Raw genomic sequence first — 21,928 nt, forward strand, 5'->3', positions numbered from 1 at the left:
CATCATTCCTCCACCCGGACTTCACGAAACATTCCCATTTCCATGTGATAGAGCAAATGGCAGTGATACGCCCAGCGGCCAAGCGCATCTGCTGTCACTCTGTAACTGCGTTTTGTACCAGGGGGAACATCTATTGTGTGTTTACGAACCATGAAATTACCGTTTTCATCTTCCAGATCGCTCCACATACCATGCAGGTGAATGGGGTGAGTCATCATGGTATCGTTGATCAGCGTGATCCTGAGCCGCTCACCGTATTTCAGCAGCACCGGTGCGGCATCTGAAAACTTGATTCCGTTAAATGACCAGGCAAACTTTTCCATGTGGCCGGTTAAATGCAGTTCTATGGTACGGCCAGGTTCACGTCCGTCAGGATCCTCAAAGCGGCTTTTCAAATCCGCGTACGTGAGAACCTTTCTTCCGTTATTTCGAAGACCAATACCCGGATCATTTAATTTCGGAGAGACGCTCATCGCCTGCATATCAACCAGTGGGTTATCCGTTTCTGACGCAGGATGACTTTGCATACCCGGCATTCCGGCCATCCGGGAATGATCCATACCGGCCATGCTGCTGTGATCCATGGGCGCGGAGGATGTCCCGCTATCCGGAAGGTCAGCACCGTCCATAGACATCATCTCTCCGCTGTTATCCATGCCTCCCATCTGGCTGTGGTCCATTCCTGCCATATCATGTCCCATTCCCCCCATACCCATATCTTCCATGGTCAACAGAGGACGGGGATCGAGGGGGGAACGGCAGCACTTAACCCCTCTCTCGTGGCCAGTGTCCCTCGAGCGTAACCGGTCCTGTCCATGGATTGTGCGAAGATGGTATAGGCCTCACCCTGAGGCTCCACAATGACATCATAGGTTTCGGCAACGGCAATCCTGAATTCGTCAACGGTAACCGGGTTTACATACTGGCCATCTGCAGCCACGACCGTCATTTTCAGCCCGGGGATACGGATATCGAAATAGGTCATTGCCGAGCCGTTGATAAACCGTAAGCGTATCTTTTCACCGGGACGGAACAGTCCGGTCCAGTTTTTCAGCGGGGCCTGCCCGTTCATGAGATAGGTGTAGGTGTAGCCACTGACATCCGCGAGGTCAGTCGGATTCATTTTCATTTCAGCCCACATTTTCCGATCGGCAATGGTGGCTGACAGCCCCCTGGTATTCACGTCGCGGAAAAAAGAGCCAACGGTTGGTTTATTGAAATTGTAGTAATCCGACTGTTTTTTTAATTTTTTCAGCAGGCTGTGAGGATTTTCATCGGTCCAGTCAGACAACATGACCATATGCTCACGATCGTAAGCAAACGGTTCTGGCTCCCTGGCATCGATGATAATGGCACCGTATACCCCCTCCTGTTCCTGCAGACCGGAATGGCTGTGGTACCAGTAAGTCCCGTTCTGCTTAACCTTAAAGGTGTAAACGTAGGTATCATCAGGCTCTATGCCCATAAAACTCAGCCCCGGAACACCATCCATATTGGCCGGAAGAATAATGCCGTGCCAGTGAATGGACGTCTGTTCATTAAGACGGTTTTTGACCTTCAGGGTAATGGTGTCACCTTCTTTCCAGCGAAGAACGGGCCCCGGCAGGCCTCCATTGATTGTTTTGGCCTGACGCTCACTGCCCGTGATATTGACGGCCGTTTCACCAATGGTCAGGTCAAACTGAGTACCCTGCAGGGATGCGGCAACTGGCAGGCTCAGACTGGAACGCGCATTGAAACTCCATACGCCAAGACTTCCGGCTACGCCAGAGAGGGTTAACCCCTTCAGGAAAGTTCGTCGAGACGTTTTCAACAGCATGCGCATTCCCTTATTTAAAGTATGGTTACTGACAGAATTCGAGAACCGATTTAAATTAAATTACTGGTTCATCCACTTACAATGAAATGAAGCTAGCACACCTTAAGAAACAAATTCATTACAATCGTGTAATGTACATAGCTGTATTACATTTACGTCATCTTCCCCACAGGTTGATTATTTTTATATATGATCATAAGGACATCTTTTATGTACCTCAGAAGGTAATTACACATGAATATATTAATCACGACCACTGCGTTTACAGCTTTATTTTGTGGGGCAGCTTTTGCTCAGTCCAGTGATATTGCCCATGAAGCACATCGATTTGTTAATAATGCCTCAGCCGTCAGTCATGTGAATTCCTCGACGCATGAAAACTTACCGGACAGGGTTAATAAAAACAACACGCCCTCATTCTCTGAAATGAATGAACATGAAAGGGCCATTGTTGCTCATTCATTTATGAACAACAGCGCGTCCTATGCGCATCAGAAAATGATTGAGGAACATAAAAAAATGCTGTCCGGCAGTGATGCAAATTCAAAGACCTCGTCTTCTTCTTTTAACGAACTGAATGCCGGAGAAAAAGCCACTCTCGTGCATGAGCAGGTCAATAATGCCGGTGCGGAAGCACATCAGACGCAGGCAAGAAAGCTTCGCGGGCTGTATTCGACCAGGTAACTGCAGGCGGGTTAGTGCTTAGCGTCAGGTGCGCAGCAGGGCTTTACTGACGGGTTACGTAGCAGGACATGAGCCCCATATTGCTCTGCCGTAACCTGTTTCAGTCCCGTTAATCATCACCGTCGGGCTGGTCATACAGTTCCCAGAGCTTCAGGAGCAAACGGGAAACAAGATATGTTACAAAAATGACGACCATCAACGGTGCTCCCGATTAACTGACAGATGACACGCCTCCTGAAAACCCCTAGCATACGCCGCAGTGTTCATGCTAACGGCGAATTCCAGTAAATGTATTCTACCGATGTCGTAAAAGAAAATGCCTACCTTTCAGCCACCCGCTCGGGGCTGGAATCGAACGAGATCGCTACTCTTCAGCGCTCCTTGCCTTCCCGGTTTAATCTGCGGCATTTGAAAAAAAATGAATCATTAAAACTCGTACTGCAAAAGAAAGCGGGAAAATCACGTGTCGTGGCCTATAAATTTACGTCCGGTTCATTTAATTACACGGCGTATCGTATATCAGATAAAAAGTTCTATAACCTTTCCGATACTTCCGGGAAAGGCAGTCTCGATTATCCGTTACCGGCCACAGCAAGACTCAGTTCGCCTTTCAATCCTGCAAGACTTAACCCGGTATCGGGAAAAGTGAGTCCCCATAATGGCATTGATTATTCCATGCCCATGAACACGAAAATAGTCAGCGTCATCGACGGAAAAATCACCCGGGCCGAATACAACAGTACCATGGGATATTTTGTTGAAGTAACGGGAAAAGCCGGTGTTAAAACTCGCTATCTCCACCTCAATAAAATACTCGTTACTAAAGGGGCCAGGGTTACACGGGGAGGTGCTATTGCGTTATCCGGTAACAGCGGACGTTCATCCGGTCCTCATCTGCATTACGAGCTGGTCATCAATAACAACTCTGTTAACTCTCTGGCGTTCCGGGCAGCGGCACCCGCTGATAACAAACTCGAACAGCATGCCTTTGCGCATGCCAGAGACTACGAACGATACCTGGACTGATAACGGGACCGCGACGCGGCCCCGTCTGCCGGATTAATTTTTTTTATCGTTTTCACTTCCGTGATGTTGATGATCTCCATGCCCTCCGTGGCCGTGGAAAAGATGCATTAGCGGGCAGACCAGCAATAACAGATATGGCCAGTAACCTGCCACATGTGACCAGTGTTCGCGCAGGAGAGCAAATGCCGCGATCGCGGCGACAGCAATAAGCGCATAGGTGGTACTTTTCATACTGGACTCCTTCTGTTCGTAACTGACCCTTCACTCAGTGTTATTTCCCGAGCCTGACACTTTTCAGACGCAACGCATTCACAATGACGCTGACGGAGGAAAGAGCCATGGCCGCCGCCGCAATAACTGGCGACAGCAGTATTCCATACACAGGATAAAGCAGACCTGCAGCCACAGGCACGCCAAGTGCGTTGTAGATAAATGCAAAAAACAGATTCTGACGGATATTTTTCATGGTGATCTCTGACAGATGACGGGCCCTGTTCAGTATCATCAAGTCGCCTTTGAGAAGGGTGACTCCGGCACTTTCAATTGCCACATCTGTACCCGTTCCCATGGCTATACCCACGTCAGCCGCTGCCAGCGCCGGGGCATCATTCACACCGTCTCCGGCCATCGCAACCACATGGCCAGACGCTTTCAGTCGGGTTATCACTGCTTTTTTGCCATCCGGCAGAATTCCGGCTTCAACCTCATCTATTCCCAGTTTCCGTGCGACTGCTTCAGCAGTAAGCTGGTTATCCCCGGTGAGCATAACAATGCGGATCCCCGCCTGACGCAAAGCTTTAAGCGCATCCGGCGTGGTTGTTTTCACGGGATCCGAGATAGCTATCAGGCCTGCAAGGTCCCCGTCTGTGGCCACATAGATAACGGTAGCGCCTTCCATCCGCAACGTATCCGCAACGGCCTTTTGATTATCAATAACGATACTGTTTTCCTGCATAGCCAGTTCATTACCAATAACAACCCGTTGACCTTCGACATCGCCTGAGACACCTTTACCCGACGGTGCATCGAAATGAGTGACTGCGGGTATTGCGATCCCCTTTTCCTGTGCTGCTTTAACTACTGCCATACCCAGCGGATGCTGCGAGCCTTTTTCCACTGCGGCTGTTACACGCAAAAGAGATGTTTCCCCACCCGGATTGAGACTGATAATCCCTGTCACCGTAGGCGAACCTTCCGTGAGCGTGCCTGTTTTGTCGACAACCAGCGTGTCCACTTTTTCAAGACGCTCAAGGGCTTCGGCATTCCTGATTAACACCCCGGCCTGGGCTCCTTTGCCCACCCCCACCATTATCGACATCGGCGTGGCCAGCCCCAGCGCGCAGGGACAGGCAATAATCAGGACCGACACAGCCGCAATGAGACCGTGCGCCATCCTGGGCTCGGGCCCCCAGACAGACCAGATCACGAAAGCAACAACCGCGATAAGTATCACCAGAGGAACAAACCAGCCTGAAACGCTGTCAGCCATTCTCTGGATGGGGGCACGCGAACGCTGTGCATCAGCGACCATCTGAACAATTCGTGAGAGCATTGTTTCATCACCGACTTTCTCTGCACGGATGATGAGACTCCCTGTCTGATTAATGGTCCCCCCGATGACAGGGTCACCCTCCGTTTTGGTAACCGGCATAGATTCCCCGGTCACCATCGATTCATCAACGGTTGTTTTGCCTTCGATCACAATACCGTCGACCGGAATACTCTCTCCAGGTCTGATGCGGAGCTTATCGCCAGGCAGAACATCTTCCGCATTAATATCCGTTTCATGACCGTCATGATCCAGCCGCCTGGCGGTTTTGGGGGCAAGATTCAGTAGTGCAGTAATGGCACCTGAGGTTTGTTCCCGTGCCCGCAGCTCAAGAACCTGTCCCAGCAGAACAAGCACCGTAATAACTGCTGCGGCTTCAAAATAAACGGCCACCAGGCCATCCATGTTTCTGAACGATGCAGGAAACCAGGAGGGGAAGACGGTTGCAATGACGCTGTACACCCAGGCTACGCCGGTGCCCATTGCAACAAGGGTAAACATATTCAGGGAGCGGTTACGTAACGACATTCCGGCCCGGGCGAAGAATGGCCAGCCACACCACAACACGACAGGAGAGGCCAGAAGCAGCTGCAGCCATGTGTTGTACTGTGGCGGTACTGTATTCCTCAAGGCGGGAAACAGATGAGATCCCATTTCGAGTACCAGAACCGGAAACGCCAGCAACAACCCCAGCCAGAAGCGTCTTGTCATGTCGCGAAGTTCATCACTTGGCCCCGTGGATGCCGTAGCTACGAGCGGCTCCAGTGCCATTCCACAGACAGGACAGCTTCCGGGACCACTGCGGCGTATCTCCGGGTGCATCGGACATGTCCACACACCTTCAGAATTCTCTTTCTCCGCCTGGTGGTGAGGCTGTTTTATCTGATCAGGGCTGACTTCGTGATGATCGTGGTGATGGTGATGGGAATGTTCACTGGCATCTTCGGTAAGATAACGATCGGGATGGGCTTTAAATTTACTCTCACAGCTGGCGGAGCAGAAATAAAGTTGATGGTCCTGGTATCGAATGCTGCTGTGCGCCCTGTCGGGCAGGATGGCCATCCCGCACACGGGATCTCTCACCTTATGCAATACGTGGCTCTCGTCCGGGGATAATGTCTGCTCAGAAGCAGTCTGGTTGTTGTGTTGCACTGCATTGTCATTTTTCACAGTAACTCTCCTTATGCATACCGAAGCATCTTCTGTCTTCAGGGTATGTCATGGATGCGATTACCACGAATGCCGCCGGCATAAGAGTGCCTGCTGCCGGCGTCCCGTTATCAGCCGTTCCGCTGACTATTCGATTCGCTGGAAGACTTTTTTACTTCCATCCGGTGAGAATGCGATAACATCGTAAGCCTCTTTTCGGGCTCCCATCTCCATTCCAGGACTTCCTGCTGGCATACCGGGGGTGGCGAGACCGTATATACCTGAACCAGACTGCATTGCCTTATGTATCGTTGTCGCAGGCACATGGCCTTCAATGATCAAATTACCGGCAACCGCGGTATGACAACTTCGCAGTCCTGCAGGAATAGCATGCTTTTCTTTCAGGGCTGACAGCGCCTGATCATTCATGACGTGAGTTCGTACTTCAAACCCGTCTTTTTCCATCGCTTTGCCCCACAGGGAACAACAGCCACAGTTTTCAGATTTGTACATATCAATCACTTTTTCACTCGCCATCGCGGGCAGTGAAAGGCCGAGAGCCAGCGCCATCAGAACCACTTTTTTCATACTCACCTCTGTATATTATCGATTTAAACCCTGACGTCAGGGTGAATCAGTAAAGAAGGACACCCACAGGGGGTGCCCTTTCAGGTTCAGGACACGCTTTTTTTATGTCTGCGCAGCCAGATTAATTTGTAGGCGGCAGGAATAATGAACAGGGACAGCAGCGGAGCCGTGATCATCCCACCAATCATGGGTGCCGCGATACGGCTCATGACTTCTGAACCTGCACCGGTTCCCCAGAGTATTGGCAGCAGACCCGCAATGATCACCGCCACGGTCATGGCTTTCGGCCGGACACGCAGTACGGCACCATGATAGAGGGCTTCATCAAGGCCTTCCGGTGTGAACGTCTCTTTACGGGACAATTCCGGGTGCGCTTCAATGGCATGACGCAGATACATCAGCATGACCACGCCAAACTCTGCTGCCACCCCGGCCAGGGCGATAAATCCGGTTCCGGTCGCCACAGACATATGGAAGCCCTGCCAGTACAGGAACCATATCCCGCCAATCAACGCAAACGGCAGACTCATCAGAATCAGCAGGGCTTCGTCAACACGGCGAAATGCCAGATATAACAGGATGAAAATGATCATCACCGTCATCGGTACCATCAGTTTTAATTTCTTGTTGGCGTGCTCGAGTAATTCAAACTGTCCTGAGAATGCCACACTGGTCCCCGGTCTCAGTTTCACTTTCTCGCTGATGACCGTCTTAATATCGTTAACCACTGACACCATGTCCCTGCCGCGGGCATCAACATAAATCCAGCTGGCTGGCCGGGCATTTTCGGTTTTCAGCATGGTTGGTCCGGAAACGACTTTAATATCGGCAACATCGCCCAGTGTGATCTGCTGCTTCATCGGGGTCAGGATCGGCATCTGTTTCAGCGCCTGCGGACTGTTGCGGTAATCCTGTGGGTAACGAATGTTAATAGGGTACCGGGCCACGCCTTCCACCGTTTCCCCTACCGTCGCACCGCCGATGGCTGATGAGACGAACAGCTGGACATCACCTACTGTCATCCCGTACCGGGAAGCTTTTTCCCGGTTAATGTCCACATCAATGTAACGTCCACCTTCCAGTCGCTCAGCCAGGACAGACACCACACCCGGTACCGTTTTGGTTACCGCCTCGATACTCTGCGCCGTCGCGTCGATATCCGACAGAACAGTCCCGGACACTTTGATACCTATCGGGCTTTTGATCCCGGTTGAGAGCATATCAATACGGTTACGGATTGGCGGCACCCAGAGGTTTGCCAGCCCCGGTAAACGGACGGTCCTGTCGAGTTCTTCAATAATCTTGTCAATCGTCATGCCTGGACGCCACTGATCCTCAGGTTTGAGCTGGATCGTGGTTTCAACCATTTCGAGCGGTGCGGAATCCGTGGCGGTCTCTGCTTTACCGGTCTTGCCAAATACAGAGGCCACTTCAGGAACGCTTTTGATTAACTTGTCCGTCGTCTGCAGGAGCGCTGCAGCTTCAGCCGGAGAGACACCCGGCAGGGTCGACGGCATATACAACAGGTCGCCCTCGTTAATCTTCGGCAGAAACTCACCGCCCACCTGGCTCAGCGGCCAGATAACGGTGAAAATGGACAAGGCCGCAACCAGCAGGGTTGTTTTTGGCCAGTGGAGAACCCGCAACAGCAATGGATGATACGCTTTGATCAGTACCCGGTTCAGGGGGTTACTGGTCTCTGCAGGAATTTTCCCCCGGATCCAGAATCCCATCAGAATCGGAATGACGATGATGGCCAGCGCGGCCGCGCCCGCCATGGAGTACGTTTTCGTGAATGCCAGCGGGCCAAACAGACGTCCTTCCTGACCTTCCAGGGTAAAGATAGGAATAAAGGACAGGGTGATGATCAGCAGGCTGATAAACAGTGCGGGTCCCACTTCAACGGAGGCATCGGTAATCACCTTCCAGCGGGTGGCGTTGTCAATCTGCTCACCCGGATGCTGATGATCCCACTCCTCAAGCCGCTTATGCGCATTCTCAATCATCACAATGGCGGCATCCACCATCGCACCGACGGCAATCGCTATCCCTCCCAGCGACATGATATTGGCGTTCAGTCCCTGGAAGTGCATGACGATAAAGGCGATACACAGACCAAGCGGCAGAGAGATAATCGCCACCAGGGCAGAACGTACGTGCCACAGGAACAGGGCACAGACGATGGCCACCACGATAAACTCTTCCAGAAGTTTGGAACTGAGGTTATCAATCGCCCGGTCGATGAGCTGGCTGCGATCGTAGGTGGTCACGATTTCAACGCCTTCCGGCAGGCTGGCCTTCAGCGTCTCAAGTTTATCCCTCACTGCCGTGATAACGTCGCGTGCATTTTTACCCGACCGCAGGATCACCACGCCGCCAGCGACTTCGCCCTGGCCGTTCAGCTCGGCAATACCACGCCGCATTTCAGGCCCGGTCTGCACGCGGGCAACATCCCGCAGATAAACCGGCACGCCGTTCTCGCCTGTTTTCAGGACGATGTTATTAAAATCATCAATGCTCTGAAGATAACCGCTGGCACGGACCATATACTCAGCTTCGGCCATTTCAACGGATGAGCCACCGGCCTCCTGGTTAGACGATTCAAGGGCCTGTTTCACTTCGGGCAGGCTGATACCATACTGAGACAGTTTTACCGGATTGACCTGAATCTGGTACTGTTTCACCACGCCGCCAACCGAAGCGACCTCAGCCACGTTCGGGATGGTTTTCAGCTCAAATTTCAGGAACCAGTCCTGCAGAGAACGCAGTTCTGAAAGGTCGTGTTTTCCGCTGCGATCGACAAGGGCATATTCAAATATCCAGCCCACCCCCGTGGCGTCCGGACCGATTTCAGAACTCACACCGGCGGGCAGTTTTCCCTGTACCTGGTTCAGGTACTCCAGCACGCGGGAACGGGCCCAGTACAGATCGGTGCCGTCTTCAAAAATGACATACACATACGAATCACCGAACTGTGAAAAACCACGCACGGTTTTTGCGCCAGGCACGGACAGCATGGTGGTGGTAAGTGGATAGGTGACCTGGTTTTCTACAATCTGCGGGGCCTGGCCGGGATAGCTGGTTTTGATAATGACCTGCACATCTGACAGGTCAGGCAAGGCATCGACAGGCGTGTTAATAATCGTCCATGTGCCCCAGATGCTGAGAAACAGGGCCCCCATCATGACCAGGAAACGGTTGGCGACAGAGCGCCGGATAATCCATTCAATCATCGTCGTCTCCTCAGTGCCCTGAATGCATATTTACAGGCTGGTCAGACATTGCTGGCATACTGCTTTCTGTTTTTTCAGGGTGGCGCATACGTTCCAGTGCGCCCGTAATATTGGCTTCAGAGTCAATGAGGAACAGGCCACTGACCACCACGGTATCGCCTTCATTCAGGCCGGAGCCGATGCCGGACTGTTGCTGTGACTCATGCAGAACGTGGATCTGTTTCGGCACAAACTTGCCTTCATCATCAACAGTAATCACGCGCTGTTCTTTGCCGGTATCGATAACGGCCTGGCTTGGTATCAGCAGCATCTCCTGGCTCCTGGTATTCAGTTTCAGATAGGCATTCATGCCCGGCTTGAGAAACTCATCCTTATTAGAAACCTGGAGACGGACCTGAAGCGTACGGGTTGTCTGATCCACGCTGGGAAGAATGTTCCATTTTTCGACATGGAATGTTTTATCCGGATAAGCCGGTACCGAAATTTCAAACTGCGACGTATCTTTCAGCAGATAGGCGATAGATTCTGGCACTGCAGCGCTGATCCAGACCGGGTCCATTCCCTGAATCTGAGCCACCACCTTATCTTTCGAAATATTCATGCCGGTGCGCAGGTCAAATGCAGTAATGACGCCATCAATAGGTGCTTTAATGGTAAAACGGGTCTGGATGGTGCGGGTTGTACGCAGCCTTTGAATATCCTCTTCCGGCATACCAGCCAGACGAAGTCGCTCCAGAACCCCTTTTATCTGGGTTGGCGTACCGCCTGTACCGGATAACAGCAGGAACTCACTTTGTGCCTCAACCCATTCAGGAATGGTGATATCGATAAGCGGCGTGCCTTTCTTCACATGATCGCCAATCGTCAGGGGATACACTTTTTCGACGAAACCGTCAGAACGCGCCTGCACAATGACAAACTGATACTCGTTGTAACTGACATTAGCCGGGATTGTCTGAGAATAATTCAGCATTCCTCGCGTGACTTTTTGCGTTTTTAATCCCAGATTCTGAACCTGGGTTGGGTCGATACGGATCCCGCCACTGCTTTTATCGCCACTTTCATCAGCATATTTTGGCACCAGGTCCATATCCATAAAGGGCGATTTTCCGGGTTTATCAAATTTGGTATCCGGTTTCATCGGGTCATACCAGAAAAGTACCTTTTTCTCCGGTGCCTTTTGTTCTGTTTGTACTGTTTTTTGTGATGAGTTTACATACTGCCAGGCAGTAACCGATATCAGCCCTCCTGCTATGAGGCTGCTGATAATTATTGCAGCATATTTTATCTTTAAAGAAGCCATACAATTTCTCGCTGAAAAATCAAAACACCTGGCATATGCGCCCGATCATTCATTCACAGTAATCCCTTAATGAATGTTCAGGCGCACTGGATGTATTCGCTCCGGACTGTTAATCAGGATTGCGTCACGTTAATGCTTTTGAGTAAGGAGATATTGCCCTGCTGAATAAACGAGAAATCGACATGGTTGCCGGTTTTCAGGGCATTGATAGCGTCGTCTGCATTAACAAAAGTGAAGCGCATGGTCATTGCAGGCCAGCCCACCGCAGGGATTGCTTCGTGCGAAATGGTGATTTTTTTACTATTCATATCAATGTCTTTAACGACACCGGTGCCCTTGATAACCTGCTGTACCGAAGCATCACTGGCAGCATTCATATCGCCATGCTGATGTGTTTCAGCATGAAGACCGGCAGAGAACATGACAGAGAAGGCACCAAATAAAACGGCTTTAAGTGAATTACGCATTTTTAATTTCCTGATTAATTAAATAAATTTACTCTACCCAACCGCCACCCAGCGCGGTAAACAGATTAATTTCGTTAACCTGTCGGGAATAGGTAAGATCGAGAATGGTTTGCTGCGTAGCGAAGAGGGAACGTTCTGCATCCAGCACTTCGATGTAACTGACAGCACCACTTGCATACAATCCTCTGGCACGCTGGAGAGTTATCTGAAGTGAATCAAGATAACGCTGCTGTGACTCAAGTTGCTGGCTAAGGCTGTCGCGCAGCGCAAGCGTGTCGGAAACATCCTTAAAGGCTGACTGAATTTTTTGTTCGTAATTAACCACCGACTGTTGCTGGCGAATTTCAGCCAGCTTCAGATTGGCTTTATTCCTGCCAGCATTAAATATAGGAATTTCAATTTTAGGGATAAAATTCCACATTCCACTTCCTGACGTAAACAGGCTGGACAGCTCCGTACTGCTTGCGGAAAGACCACTGGTCAGGGTAATGGAGGGGAAAAAGGCCGCTCGCGCTGCGCCAATATTGGCATCAGCCGCTTTCAGCTGATATTCCGCTTCCATAATATCCGGTCGCTGCAGCAAAATTTGTGAAGACAGATTTGGTGGCAATTTTACTGGTGCTATCTCCCCGCCTTTCATCCCTTTTTCTGACGGAAGTGCGCGGTACGTTCCCAGCACCAGTTGCAGGGCATTGTTTGCCTGAGCCAGATCGCCTTCTCGTTTGGCTATTTCGGCGCGGGTACTTTCGATTTGTCCTCTCGCCTGTTCAAGCGCCAGAACGTTCGTACTCCCGGTCACGAGCTGCTGCTCAACGAAAGCATAGGACTGTTGATAATTTTTCAGCGTTTCCCGCGCAATACGGAGTTGTTCGTACGCCAGTTGCTGGCTGAAATAGCTTTGTGAAACGTTGGATACCAGCAGGATGTGTACGGCCCGACGGGCTTCTTCGCTGGCAAAGTAGTTCTGGCGATCAGCGTCACTCATGTTCTTAAGTTTGCCGAAAAAATCGAGCTCATAGCTGAGTTCCAGACCCGCGTCGTACTCCTGTGTGGTCGGCTTGTCGCCTTTCAGGCCACCGCTGTATGTGATCCCGGATGAGGCATTCAACTGGGGATAACGATCTGCATCCGTGACGTTGAACTGGGCCCGGGCCTCTTCAACCTTCAGGGCAGCCATTCTCAAATCACGGTTATTATTCAGGGCTTCAGTAATCAGCCGTGTAACCTGGGGATCGACAAAAAAGTTACGCCAGCCCGTATCCTGATAACCATTCACTGCTGGCGTCAGGCTGTTTCGGGACAGTGAAAACTGCTGGGGTACCGGTGCTGCCGGGCGCTGATATTCAGGAGCCAGAGAGACACAACCGGCCAGGATGAATATCGTGCTAATGCTGAGTAATTTTAATTTGAACATAACGCTTCTCGTCCAGGCAGACCTGGTAAATGGTTCAAATGAAGTCCAGAGTATTGATAGGGGTACTTTACCGAACGCTCTCTGTTTGGCGGGTGACAGGATAATGACAATGTTGTCATTTTTGCTGTAATCCGTTGATAACGATCGTGGGCGCAATAGAATGACCTTAGCAGCCAGCCGGGGAGCAAGATGAAAATATTGATCGTCGAAGACGAAATTAAAACAGGTGAATATCTCAGCAAAGGGCTTACAGAGGCAGGGTTCGTAGTGGATCACGCTGATAATGGTCTTACCGGATATCATCTCGCCATGACAGCCGAGTATGATTTAGTCATTCTGGACATCATGCTGCCTGATGTGAACGGCTGGGATATCATCCGCATGCTGCGCACTGCCGGAAAGGGTATGCCGGTCTTACTGCTGACGGCCCTCGGCACGATCGAACACAGGGTCAAAGGACTGGAACTGGGTGCGGACGATTATCTGGTTAAACCCTTTGCGTTTGCCGAACTGCTGGCCCGGGTGAGAACCCTTCTGAGGCGGGGAAACACGATGATCACGGAAAGCCAGTTGAAGGTGGCTGATCTCTCGATGGATCTCGTATCCAGAAAAGTCAGTCGCGCCGGAAACCGCATTGTGCTCACCAGTAAAGAGTTCAGCCTGCTGGAATTTTTCATTCGGCATCAGGGCGAGGTTCTTCCCCGCTCCCTGATTGCCTCTCAGGTCTGGGACATGAATTTTGACAGCGACACTAACGCGATTGATGTCGCCGTAAAGCGACTCCGCGCTAAAATAGACAACGATTACGGGACAAAGCTGATCCAGACTGTCCGGGGCGTGGGCTATATGCTGGAGGCCCCGGATGCATAGCAAACCTTCCAGGCGCCCTTTCTCACTCGCCCTGCGGCTGACCTTTTTTATCAGCCTGTCCACGATACTGGCTTTTATCGCCTTCACCTGGTTTATGCTGCATTCTGTTGAAAATCATTTTGCCGAGCAGGATGTCAGCGATCTTCAACAAATCAGCACTACCCTGAACCGTATACTGCAGTCCCCGGTGGATCCGGATGAAAAAAAAGTAAGCAAAATAAAGGAGTCGATTGCCAGCTACCGCAACGTTGCCCTTTTGCTCCTCAATCCCAGGGGGGAAGTGCTCTTTAGTTCAGCGCAGGGGGCGGCACTACGCCCGGCCGTGAATTCCGCAGATTTTAGCGAGCACAGCCGCGCACGGGATGTCTTTCTCTGGACGGTGGAGGATCCTGCGAGACCGATGGATACCGGGTCTGAAATGAAGATGGAAACATACCGGATTATCGCCTCCTCTGGCCAGGCGATATTTCAGGGCAAACAGCAGAACTATGTCATGCTGACTGGCCTCTCCATTAATTTCCATCTCCATTACCTCGATGCGCTGAAAAAAAATCTGATTGCGATCGCCGTCGTGATAAGCCTGCTGATTGTTCTGATCATTCGCATCGCTGTCCGTCAGGGGCACCTGCCCCTTCGTAATGTCAGCAATGCCATTAAAAACATCACCTCCGAGAATCTTGATGCGCGGCTGGAACCGACACGCGTTCCCATTGAGCTGGAGCAGCTGGTTATCTCGTTCAATCATATGATTGGAAAGATTGAGGATGTCTTTACCCGCCAGGCCAATTTCTCTGCCGATATCGCGCACGAGATCAGAACGCCCATCACCAATCTGGTGACGCAGACTGAAATCGCACTGAGTCAGGATCGAACCCAGAAGGAACTTGAGGATGTCCTCTACTCCAGTCTTGAAGAGTATAACCGGATGACCAAAATGGTCAGCGACATGCTGTTTCTGGCGCAGGCGGACAATAATCAGCTGATACCTGACAGGGTCCGGTTTGACCTCAGAGCAGAAGTCATGAAAGTCTTCGAGTTTTTCGAAGCCTGGGCCGAAGAACGCAATATCACGCTCAAATTTAACGGAATGCCCTGCCTGGTTGAGGGAGATCCACAAATGTTCAGAAGAGCGATCAATAATCTGTTATCCAATGCCCTGCGTTATACCCCGGAGGGACAGGCCATCACCGTCTCAATAAGAGAGCAGGAGAGTTTTTTTGACCTTGTGATTGAAAATCCGGGGAAACCAATCCCTGAAGAACATTTATTAAGGCTTTTTGACCGTTTTTATCGGGTGGATCCGTCCAGACAACGAAAAGGAGAAGGCAGCGGCATCGGCCTTGCGATTGTAAAGTCAATCGTGGAAGCACATCACGGAAGAGTGCGGGTGGAATCGGACGTACGCTCCACGCGTTTTATCTTATCCGTGCCCAGACTGGAGAAAATGATCCCGGAAATCCAATGCTGAGAATAAAGATTTAAATGACAAAGATGTCATTAGCCTGTCATGCAGCAAACAGAAGCCATTCGATATAATTAGTGCAACTTATCAGGAAGGCTGGATTGCTTCATCAATACCCGGCGTCAGAGTACGCCAGGAAATGAATATCCAGCCTTCTCCCGGAGAAATAAACGCTGCCGAACCTGTTTCAGTTATGGAACTGAAAACACCGGTTGTACTTCCCCGGACATCACTAATTCAGAAATGGAGAGTTATCATGAAAAATATCGTATTAGCATCTTTGCTGGGCTTTGGTTTAATTACATCGTCCTGGGCCACTGAAACCGTGAATATCCATGATCGCGTCAACAATGCACAGGCTCCTGCTCACCAGATGCAGTCTGCTGCGGCTCCTGTCGGGATCCAGGGGACTGCTCCTCGTATGACCGGTATGGACCAGCATGAACAGGCCATTATTGCTCATGAAACCATGACGAACGGCTCGGCGGATGCGCACCAGAAAATGGTGGAAAGTCATCAGAAGATGATGGGAAATAACACAGTATCCACGACCGTCCCGTCAACATCTTACACGGCGATGAATGAGCATGAAAGAGCAGCGGTTGCCCATGAATTCATGAATAACGGGCAATCCGGCCCACATCAGGCCATGGCCGAAGCGCACCGCCGCATGATCAATGCAGGCTGAATGCGACTGTAGTATCCGTGCTTTTACCCTTTCCTTGATAGATTATTCCTTAACCGGATATGTTGTGAGATTTTTGCCCCCGTCAGGGGGCTTTTTTATCTGACTCAGCTACAATTAACCGGTACCTACCTGAAAAGGATTTATTAAATGAAAATCAAAAACACCCTTTTTGTAATATTAATGTTATCCCTGCCAGCCATTTCTGCTGAACATTCGGAAATGAAAATGTCAGATATGCACTCATCGGCATCGTCACAGGAATATATGGCTGGCATGAAAGACATGCATGACAAAATGATGGCCGCCGTTAATGAGCCCGATCCCGATAAGGCCTTTGCAAAAGGTATGATCGCACACCATGAAGGAGCAATAGCAATGGCTGAGACCGAACTTAAATACGGAAAAGATCCCGAAATGAGAAAGCTTGCGCAGGACATCATTAAAGCTCAGAAAGGTGAAATCGAGCAGATGAATAAATGGCTTGGCAGTCAAAAATAAAGATTGCAAAAACGCCATAATAAGCGTAATTTTAATTCACTCCCGGGCACGGGAGCCTGTTAAACGTTAAATAATTAAAACCCGATTAATTTCGGGTTTTTTATATACTATACTCCGGTCCTTTGCTGTGGACCGGAATATATGCAGCAGCGATAATTTTTACACATTATCTCGTCATGGCAACAATATCGCTCAGGATCTCAACCAGCTCAATCCTTTCCTGCATTCCGTCATGATAGGTTGATCTTGAGATGATTCTTTCCGCTGTCATCCGGGGCCAGAATTTATCAAGCACATTATCGGGCTTCATTCCCACCGCCCGGCCAATTATTTTTTTAGCATCACAGGTGTCCGTAAACGTGACGGCTACACCGGTCATTTCTTCGATCAGATCCGGGCAGAGATAGTTCTCTATTTCACGTTTACGCGTGGCGAAGAATACCTTACCGGCATCCTCCACTTCTCTTTTACGTTTCTGAATGGACATAACCTGTGCAGGGTCTCCCCCAATATCGGAGTCCAGAAAAACGCACCAGGGAAGCCCCAGATCGTTGGCCAGATTCAATGTAACCCAGTGTTTGACGCTGCCACACCCTCCTATGAGGACTGGCACTATTTTCACGTCCTCCAGAGAGGCTGGCAGCACACCTGACTGTTTTAATGAACTGGCCGCATGCCTCAGGAAAGTGACATCCGACTTTCCCTCTACCAGAACAATCCCCTTCGCCCTTTCCATACCGGTCTCTGGTAGCACCCCCAGGCTTTCAGTGGCTTCCTTCAGCACAGCGTCATCCGGCATTTTTACTACGGGTTCACCCGCCTCATTTCGGGTGACATAACGTACACCTTCGACAGGGATCAATCCGGCCAGCGCCGGGACATGGGTGGTGACGATAATCTGACGGTGCGGCTGGCCTGCCAGTGCCAGCAACGCTTTCATCAGCATCATCTGATAGTTTGGATGCTGTGACGTTTCAGGCTCTTCGATGGCATAAATCATGTTTCTGGGCGTCCCCGCGACATTCTTTTCAGCCTCAGCCCGGAAAAAATTCAACAGGATAAGCCTCCTTATCCCGCTGCCGCGCTTATTGATGGGGATGCCATTTTCCCCGTCCAGGGTGAAATTGAAGGTCCACTTGGGTTTTTCCTTAAATCGTGGAGTCAGTTCACTGGCGAGTTCGGGGGCCATTTCACGTAATTTATCCAGCGTTCTCTGTGCGACATCCAGTACGCTGTCCTGGATCTCATTTTCCAGCGCTGTAATTTTGTCCTGCAGCGCCGCCTGAGCGTCTTTTACGGCCTGCTGTAAGGGGTTTTTAGCTTCTGAATCCCCGTCGCTGCTTTCCCTGTCGGCTTTGAAAATCGCATACGTGGGCAGCAAATCGAGGATCTTACCCCATAATGATTTTGTGTCGGTTCCAAACTCTTTATCGACATCCAGCAACATTTCCGAACAGGTATAGGGAGCGGCGGCTTCCCTGATGGCCTGACGCCATAACGATGCGGTGCGTTTATCCGCCACATTTTTTTCAACTTCTTTTCCCACCGCCTTGAGTTCGGAAATTTTCATGCCCAGTAAATTTCTCAGGGGCTCCTCATCCGGGTGGATGCAGCGGATGCAGGTCTGCTCCGGTTTTCCTGAGGTCGTTGCTTTAAACGTTTTGACGATTTCAAAATTGCCGTCTTCATTCAGCAGATGTTCTGAGGCGAGCGTGGTCTGCACCCTGTCGTCGATCATGATAAAATCGGGCAGATCATCGAATTCACAGGCTATTTCAAAACGGCCCTCCCCTTCTCTCAGGCTGAAACAGTTCATGTCATTCTTGTCAGCCTTCATTCCTTCTGTTTCAAAAAAAATAGCCAGCGCTTCCAGAAGCGTTGATTTCCCAAAGTCATTACGACCAACAATGCCCGTCATGCCTTCATCAATAATGATTTCAGTAGAGTTTCTGTAGCCTCTGAAGTTTTTCAGTTTTAATTTTTTGAGCCGCATATGAAGTCCTGTGTGTAAGAAAGCGTTTTGCTGCAACCTGAATACAAAATATATTTTCAAATGCCTGCCAGCATGCAGGGATAACCGTTATTGAGAATATCTTAACGACATTTCTGGATTATGATCTGGTCGCGCTTTCTGAACTTTACTGCTCCTCAAAACACCGGAAGCCAACTTGTGGTTCGATACATGGCTAAGTTAAAACTCCAGAATGATGGGTAATAATTTCAATGCTCATTATATTTTTTGGAACTGACTCATGGCTTTTATGACTTAAATGATAATAATACACATTCTTTGATATTAATTATGTCGTACGGACATTGATAAATTTAAAGGTAGATAGATTTTCATTTACGGATTATTTCCTAAATTCATCGATAATGTGATCGACATAAAATTTTCATTTAAGAGTGAAGAGATAATTTATGGTTGTCCGAAACAGCTCAAACTGGTGTATTTAACATAACAGAAGAAACGAAAGGCTTCATAGCAACCTGATACTTCAGGCCGCTAAGGGGTTAATATTGCTGCAGACAATTAGACCGGGAAGCGCATGGCGTCACCATTTCTCCCGCCTGGCTGGAAGTGAAGAATCATTGTGCAAAGCTCCGTATTCGGGCTTTGCATCTGACAATGGTTCCCTGGATGAAAGTACGATCTCCACTCCAAGGACGCTGAACACTCTAAACAAACGCTCAAAACCCACACTTGCAGGGTTGGCCTCCAGTCGGGCATAAGTTTGCTGTGTTACACCCAAACGTTCAGAAACATCTCTTTGCGTCAGTCCATTGGCTTTGCGAAAGCCGATTAAAACAGGACGCAACTGATTCAAGGTCTTCAAAGCGTATTGAGTGTTCATAAGTGATCTTCCGTATCGACGGGTTAACAAGCACAACGAATGGATTTACAGCAGATAAGCTGTAATACTCATTAACAGACTATAGGCTGTAATACGCCTCTTGCCAAGATTCGGCATCTTTCAAAAACAAGGCCGTGTTGAGTAAGGGAAGGTGCGAACAAGTTCCTGATATGAGATCATCATATTCATCCGGAGCGCATCCCAGAGGGACATCATGAGCCATCAACTCACCTTCGCCGATAGTGAATTCAGCACTAAGCGCCGTCAGACCCGAAAAGAGATTTTCCTCTCCCGCATGGAGCAGATTCTGCCATGGCAAAACATGGTGGAAGTCATCGAGCCGTTTTATCCCAAGGCGGGCAATGGCCGACGGCCCTATCCGCTGGAGACCATGCTGCGTATTCACTGCATGCAGCATTGGTACAACCTGAGCGACGGTGCCATGGAAGATGCCCTGTACGAAATCGCCTCCATGCGCCTGTTTGCCCGATTATCCCTGGATAGCGCCCTGCCGGATCGCACCACCATCATGAATTTCCGCCACCTGCTCGAGCAGCATCAACTGGCCCGTCAATTGTTCAAGACCATCAATCGCTGGCTGGCCGAAGCAGGCGTCATGATGACCCAAGGCACTTTGGTGGATGCCACCATCATTGAGGCACCCAGCTCTACCAAGAACAAAGAGCAGCAACGCGATCCGGAGATGCATCAGACCAAGAAAGGCAATCAGTGGCACTTTGGCATGAAGGCCCACATTGGTGTCGATGCCAAGAGTGGCCTGACCCACAGCCTAGTCACCACCGCGGCCAACGAGCATGACCTCAATCAGCTGGGTAATCTGCTTCATGGAGAGGAGCAATTTGTCTCAGCCGATGCCGGCTACCAAGGAGCGCCACAGCGCGAGGAGCTGGCCGAGGTGGATGTGGACTGGCTGATCGCCGAGCGTCCCGGCAAGGTAAAAACCTTGAAGCAGCATCCGCGCAAGAACAAAACGGCCATCAACATCGAATACATGAAAGCCAGCATCCGTGCCAGGGTGGAGCACCCGTTTCGCATCATCAAGCGGCAGTTCGGCTTCGTGAAAGCCAGATACAAAGGGCTGCTGAAAAACGATAACCAACTGGCGATGTTATTCACCCTGGCCAACCTGTTTCGGGTGGACCAAATGATACGTCAGTGGGAGAGATCTCAGTAAAAACCGGAAATAACGCCAGAAATGGTGGAAAAAATAGCCTAAATAGGCTGATTCGATGTGTTTGCGGGAAAAAAATCGGCCCAGATCCGCGAAATTTTAATCAGCGAGTCAGCTTGGGAAGAAATGACCTGCTTATTCGCACCTTCCCTGTCATCGGCGGCGGTACGCTGGCTACCGTGAGCACCTACACACTCAGCTGCCTGATGAGCGCCGCTCTGGAGTTACCGCGTTGCTGCATTGTGATTGCCAACCTATCCGGCAGCTATGTGGCTCAGACCAAGGCAATTGCCGAAGCAATCTCTAACCTCCAGCAAGAAGCCAGTCGCCAAGCGAGCACCATCACCCCCGTGCAGTTGGCGGGTACCTGTTCATCCCTGGCGCCTCTCCGCCTTGATGCTGGCAGATTCAGTCTGGCCTCGCGGTTCGACCTACCGAAATATCGGCGGTTACATTGTCCCCAGAGCTTCAGACCCGGCTGTTACCGGCCACGCCTGTCTGGGTAGGGAACGAGTGGTGGAACAGTCGGTTCCGTCGGGCGTTAACCTGCGGAACAGAAACCCATGCGACTTTCAGGTCGCACTGCCGAAATAATACTGGTTTCCCTTCTTGGTCTGGTGCATTTCCGGGTCGCGCTTGCCGTCCTTGTTCTTGGTCGAACTGGGCGCATTGATCAGCGTTGCATCGACGATGGTGCCCTGGCGCAGCGACAGGCCGCGGTCGCCCAGAGCCATTGATGACAGCGAGGATGCCGGCCGCCAGCTCGTGTTTCTCCAGCAAGCGGCGGAAGTTGAGAATGGTGGTTTCGTCGGGGATGCGCTCCAGGTGCAGCCCGGCAAACTGGCGCAGGATCGTGGTTTCGTACAGCGCTTCCTCCATCGCTGGATCGCTGTAGCCGAACCAGTTCTGCAGCAGATGCACACGCAGCATCGCCATCAACGGGTAGGCCGGACGGCCACCTTCACCCTTCGGATAATGTGGCTCGATCAAAGCAATCAAGCCCTTCCACGGCACCACCCGATCCATCTCGATCAGGAACAACTCCTTGCGGGTTTGCTTGCGCTTGCCAGCGTACTCGGCGTCGGCGAAGGTCATCTGCTTCATCGGGAAACTCGGTGGGTGGGGGCGCGG

The 21,928-nt window shown here is 50.6% G+C and carries 16 protein-coding genes and 2 pseudogenes; 7 read left to right on the plus strand and 11 right to left on the minus strand.

Annotated features, from left to right (window positions below):
- Positions 1-2 precede the first annotated feature (2 nt).
- Positions 3-1,819 (minus strand): annotated as a pseudogene (gene pcoA / locus G0034_RS21615) (multicopper oxidase PcoA).
- Positions 1,820-2,053: 234 nt separating this feature from the next.
- On the opposite strand from pcoA, the gene G0034_RS21620 reads away from it, so the two are divergent.
- The gene (locus tag G0034_RS21620; protein ID WP_045268715.1) at positions 2,054-2,503 is read left to right on the plus strand and encodes a PcoE/SilE family metal-binding protein; all 450 of its coding nucleotides are present in this window, start codon (positions 2,054-2,056) and stop codon (positions 2,501-2,503) included.
- Between the two features lie 288 nt (positions 2,504-2,791).
- Entirely contained in the window at positions 2,792-3,529 is a 738-nt protein-coding gene (locus G0034_RS21625; RefSeq protein ID WP_044865871.1) for a peptidoglycan DD-metalloendopeptidase family protein, read from the plus strand.
- Positions 3,530-3,562: 33 nt separating this feature from the next.
- On the opposite strand, the gene G0034_RS21630 is transcribed toward G0034_RS21625, so the two are convergent.
- From G0034_RS21630 to silC, 7 genes are all read right to left on the minus strand, one after another.
- The gene (locus tag G0034_RS21630; RefSeq protein ID WP_000843494.1) at positions 3,563-3,760 is read right to left on the minus strand and encodes a DUF2933 domain-containing protein; all 198 of its coding nucleotides are present in this window, start codon (positions 3,758-3,760) and stop codon (positions 3,563-3,565) included.
- A 40-nt stretch (positions 3,761-3,800) separates the two neighbouring features.
- Entirely contained in the window at positions 3,801-6,248 is a 2,448-nt protein-coding gene (gene silP, locus G0034_RS21635; RefSeq protein ID WP_044865872.1) for an Ag(+)-translocating P-type ATPase SilP, read from the minus strand.
- 126 nt (positions 6,249-6,374) lie between these two features.
- Entirely contained in the window at positions 6,375-6,815 is a 441-nt protein-coding gene (locus G0034_RS21640; RefSeq protein ID WP_000758228.1) for a DUF411 domain-containing protein, read from the minus strand.
- An 86-nt stretch (positions 6,816-6,901) separates the two neighbouring features.
- The gene (silA, locus tag G0034_RS21645) at positions 6,902-10,048 is read right to left on the minus strand and encodes a Cu(+)/Ag(+) efflux RND transporter permease subunit SilA (protein WP_044865875.1); all 3,147 of its coding nucleotides are present in this window, start codon (positions 10,046-10,048) and stop codon (positions 6,902-6,904) included.
- A 10-nt stretch (positions 10,049-10,058) separates the two neighbouring features.
- Positions 10,059-11,351, minus strand: coding sequence for a Cu(+)/Ag(+) efflux RND transporter periplasmic adaptor subunit SilB (silB, locus tag G0034_RS21650; protein ID WP_013087116.1), 1,293 nt, complete (start codon positions 11,349-11,351; stop codon positions 10,059-10,061).
- A 113-nt stretch (positions 11,352-11,464) separates the two neighbouring features.
- The gene (gene cusF / locus G0034_RS21655) at positions 11,465-11,818 is read right to left on the minus strand and encodes a cation efflux system protein CusF (RefSeq protein WP_001246153.1); all 354 of its coding nucleotides are present in this window, start codon (positions 11,816-11,818) and stop codon (positions 11,465-11,467) included.
- A gap of 28 nt (positions 11,819-11,846) precedes the next feature.
- Entirely contained in the window at positions 11,847-13,232 is a 1,386-nt protein-coding gene (gene silC, locus G0034_RS21660; RefSeq protein ID WP_023331517.1) for a Cu(+)/Ag(+) efflux RND transporter outer membrane channel SilC, read from the minus strand.
- Positions 13,233-13,421: 189 nt separating this feature from the next.
- On the opposite strand from silC, the gene silR reads away from it, so the two are divergent.
- The 4 genes from silR to copM all read left to right on the plus strand — a co-directional run bounded on the left by silR (position 13,422) and on the right by copM (position 16,750).
- Positions 13,422-14,102: a copper/silver response regulator transcription factor SilR gene (silR, locus tag G0034_RS21665; RefSeq protein ID WP_023331518.1), complete on the plus strand. Its 681-nt coding sequence runs from the start codon at positions 13,422-13,424 to the stop codon at positions 14,100-14,102.
- On the plus strand, positions 14,095-15,570 hold the full coding sequence (gene silS, locus G0034_RS21670) for a copper/silver sensor histidine kinase SilS (protein ID WP_023331519.1): 1,476 nt from the start codon (positions 14,095-14,097) through the stop codon (positions 15,568-15,570). Before silR ends, silS begins: the two co-directional genes overlap by 8 nt.
- 250 nt (positions 15,571-15,820) lie before the next feature.
- On the plus strand, positions 15,821-16,252 hold the full coding sequence (gene silE / locus G0034_RS21675) for a silver-binding protein SilE (protein WP_023165800.1): 432 nt from the start codon (positions 15,821-15,823) through the stop codon (positions 16,250-16,252).
- Between the two features lie 147 nt (positions 16,253-16,399).
- Entirely contained in the window at positions 16,400-16,750 is a 351-nt protein-coding gene (gene copM, locus G0034_RS21680) for a CopM family metallochaperone (RefSeq protein ID WP_008786877.1), read from the plus strand.
- Positions 16,751-16,916: 166 nt separating this feature from the next.
- On the opposite strand, the gene G0034_RS21685 is transcribed toward copM, so the two are convergent.
- Both G0034_RS21685 and G0034_RS21690 read right to left on the minus strand, forming a co-directional pair.
- Positions 16,917-18,743 (minus strand): AAA family ATPase, encoded by a 1,827-nt coding sequence (locus G0034_RS21685; protein WP_045268714.1) that lies wholly within the window; start codon positions 18,741-18,743, stop codon positions 16,917-16,919.
- Positions 18,744-19,305: 562 nt separating this feature from the next.
- Positions 19,306-19,605, minus strand: coding sequence for a helix-turn-helix domain-containing protein (locus G0034_RS21690; RefSeq protein WP_001097217.1), 300 nt, complete (start codon positions 19,603-19,605; stop codon positions 19,306-19,308).
- A 214-nt stretch (positions 19,606-19,819) separates the two neighbouring features.
- On the opposite strand from G0034_RS21690, the gene G0034_RS21695 reads away from it, so the two are divergent.
- Positions 19,820-20,800 (plus strand): IS5-like element ISKpn26 family transposase, encoded by a 981-nt coding sequence (locus G0034_RS21695; RefSeq protein ID WP_000019473.1) that lies wholly within the window; start codon positions 19,820-19,822, stop codon positions 20,798-20,800.
- A 581-nt stretch (positions 20,801-21,381) separates the two neighbouring features.
- Here G0034_RS21695 and G0034_RS21700 read toward each other — a convergent pair.
- Positions 21,382-21,901, minus strand: a pseudogene (locus G0034_RS21700) (IS5-like element ISPst7 family transposase); the annotation flags it as partial.
- Positions 21,902-21,928: the final 27 nt, after the last annotated feature.

Source organism: Enterobacter sp. T2 (assembly GCF_010692925.1).
Taxonomy (GTDB): domain Bacteria; phylum Pseudomonadota; class Gammaproteobacteria; order Enterobacterales; family Enterobacteriaceae; genus Enterobacter; species Enterobacter kobei.

What these genes read in the sequence shown, in the direction of transcription:
- G0034_RS21620 (WP_045268715.1), top strand. Translation starts at nt 2,054, where the DNA reads ATGAATATATTAATCACGACCACTGCGTTTACAGCTTTATTTTGTGGG.
- silS (WP_023331519.1), top strand. Translation starts at nt 14,095, where the DNA reads ATGCATAGCAAACCTTCCAGGCGCCCTTTCTCACTCGCCCTGCGGCTG.
- silA (WP_044865875.1), bottom strand. Translation starts at nt 10,048, where the DNA reads ATGATTGAATGGATTATCCGGCGCTCTGTCGCCAACCGTTTCCTGGTC.
- G0034_RS21625 (WP_044865871.1), top strand. Translation starts at nt 2,792, where the DNA reads ATGTATTCTACCGATGTCGTAAAAGAAAATGCCTACCTTTCAGCCACC.
- G0034_RS21640 (WP_000758228.1), bottom strand. Translation starts at nt 6,815, where the DNA reads ATGAAAAAAGTGGTTCTGATGGCGCTGGCTCTCGGCCTTTCACTGCCC.
- silB (WP_013087116.1), bottom strand. Translation starts at nt 11,351, where the DNA reads ATGGCTTCTTTAAAGATAAAATATGCTGCAATAATTATCAGCAGCCTC.
- G0034_RS21630 (WP_000843494.1), bottom strand. Translation starts at nt 3,760, where the DNA reads ATGAAAAGTACCACCTATGCGCTTATTGCTGTCGCCGCGATCGCGGCA.
- G0034_RS21690 (WP_001097217.1), bottom strand. Translation starts at nt 19,605, where the DNA reads ATGAACACTCAATACGCTTTGAAGACCTTGAATCAGTTGCGTCCTGTT.
- copM (WP_008786877.1), top strand. Translation starts at nt 16,400, where the DNA reads ATGAAAATCAAAAACACCCTTTTTGTAATATTAATGTTATCCCTGCCA.
- silE (WP_023165800.1), top strand. Translation starts at nt 15,821, where the DNA reads ATGAAAAATATCGTATTAGCATCTTTGCTGGGCTTTGGTTTAATTACA.
- silR (WP_023331518.1), top strand. Translation starts at nt 13,422, where the DNA reads ATGAAAATATTGATCGTCGAAGACGAAATTAAAACAGGTGAATATCTC.
- G0034_RS21695 (WP_000019473.1), top strand. Translation starts at nt 19,820, where the DNA reads ATGAGCCATCAACTCACCTTCGCCGATAGTGAATTCAGCACTAAGCGC.
- silC (WP_023331517.1), bottom strand. Translation starts at nt 13,232, where the DNA reads ATGTTCAAATTAAAATTACTCAGCATTAGCACGATATTCATCCTGGCC.
- cusF (WP_001246153.1), bottom strand. Translation starts at nt 11,818, where the DNA reads ATGCGTAATTCACTTAAAGCCGTTTTATTTGGTGCCTTCTCTGTCATG.
- G0034_RS21685 (WP_045268714.1), bottom strand. Translation starts at nt 18,743, where the DNA reads ATGCGGCTCAAAAAATTAAAACTGAAAAACTTCAGAGGCTACAGAAAC.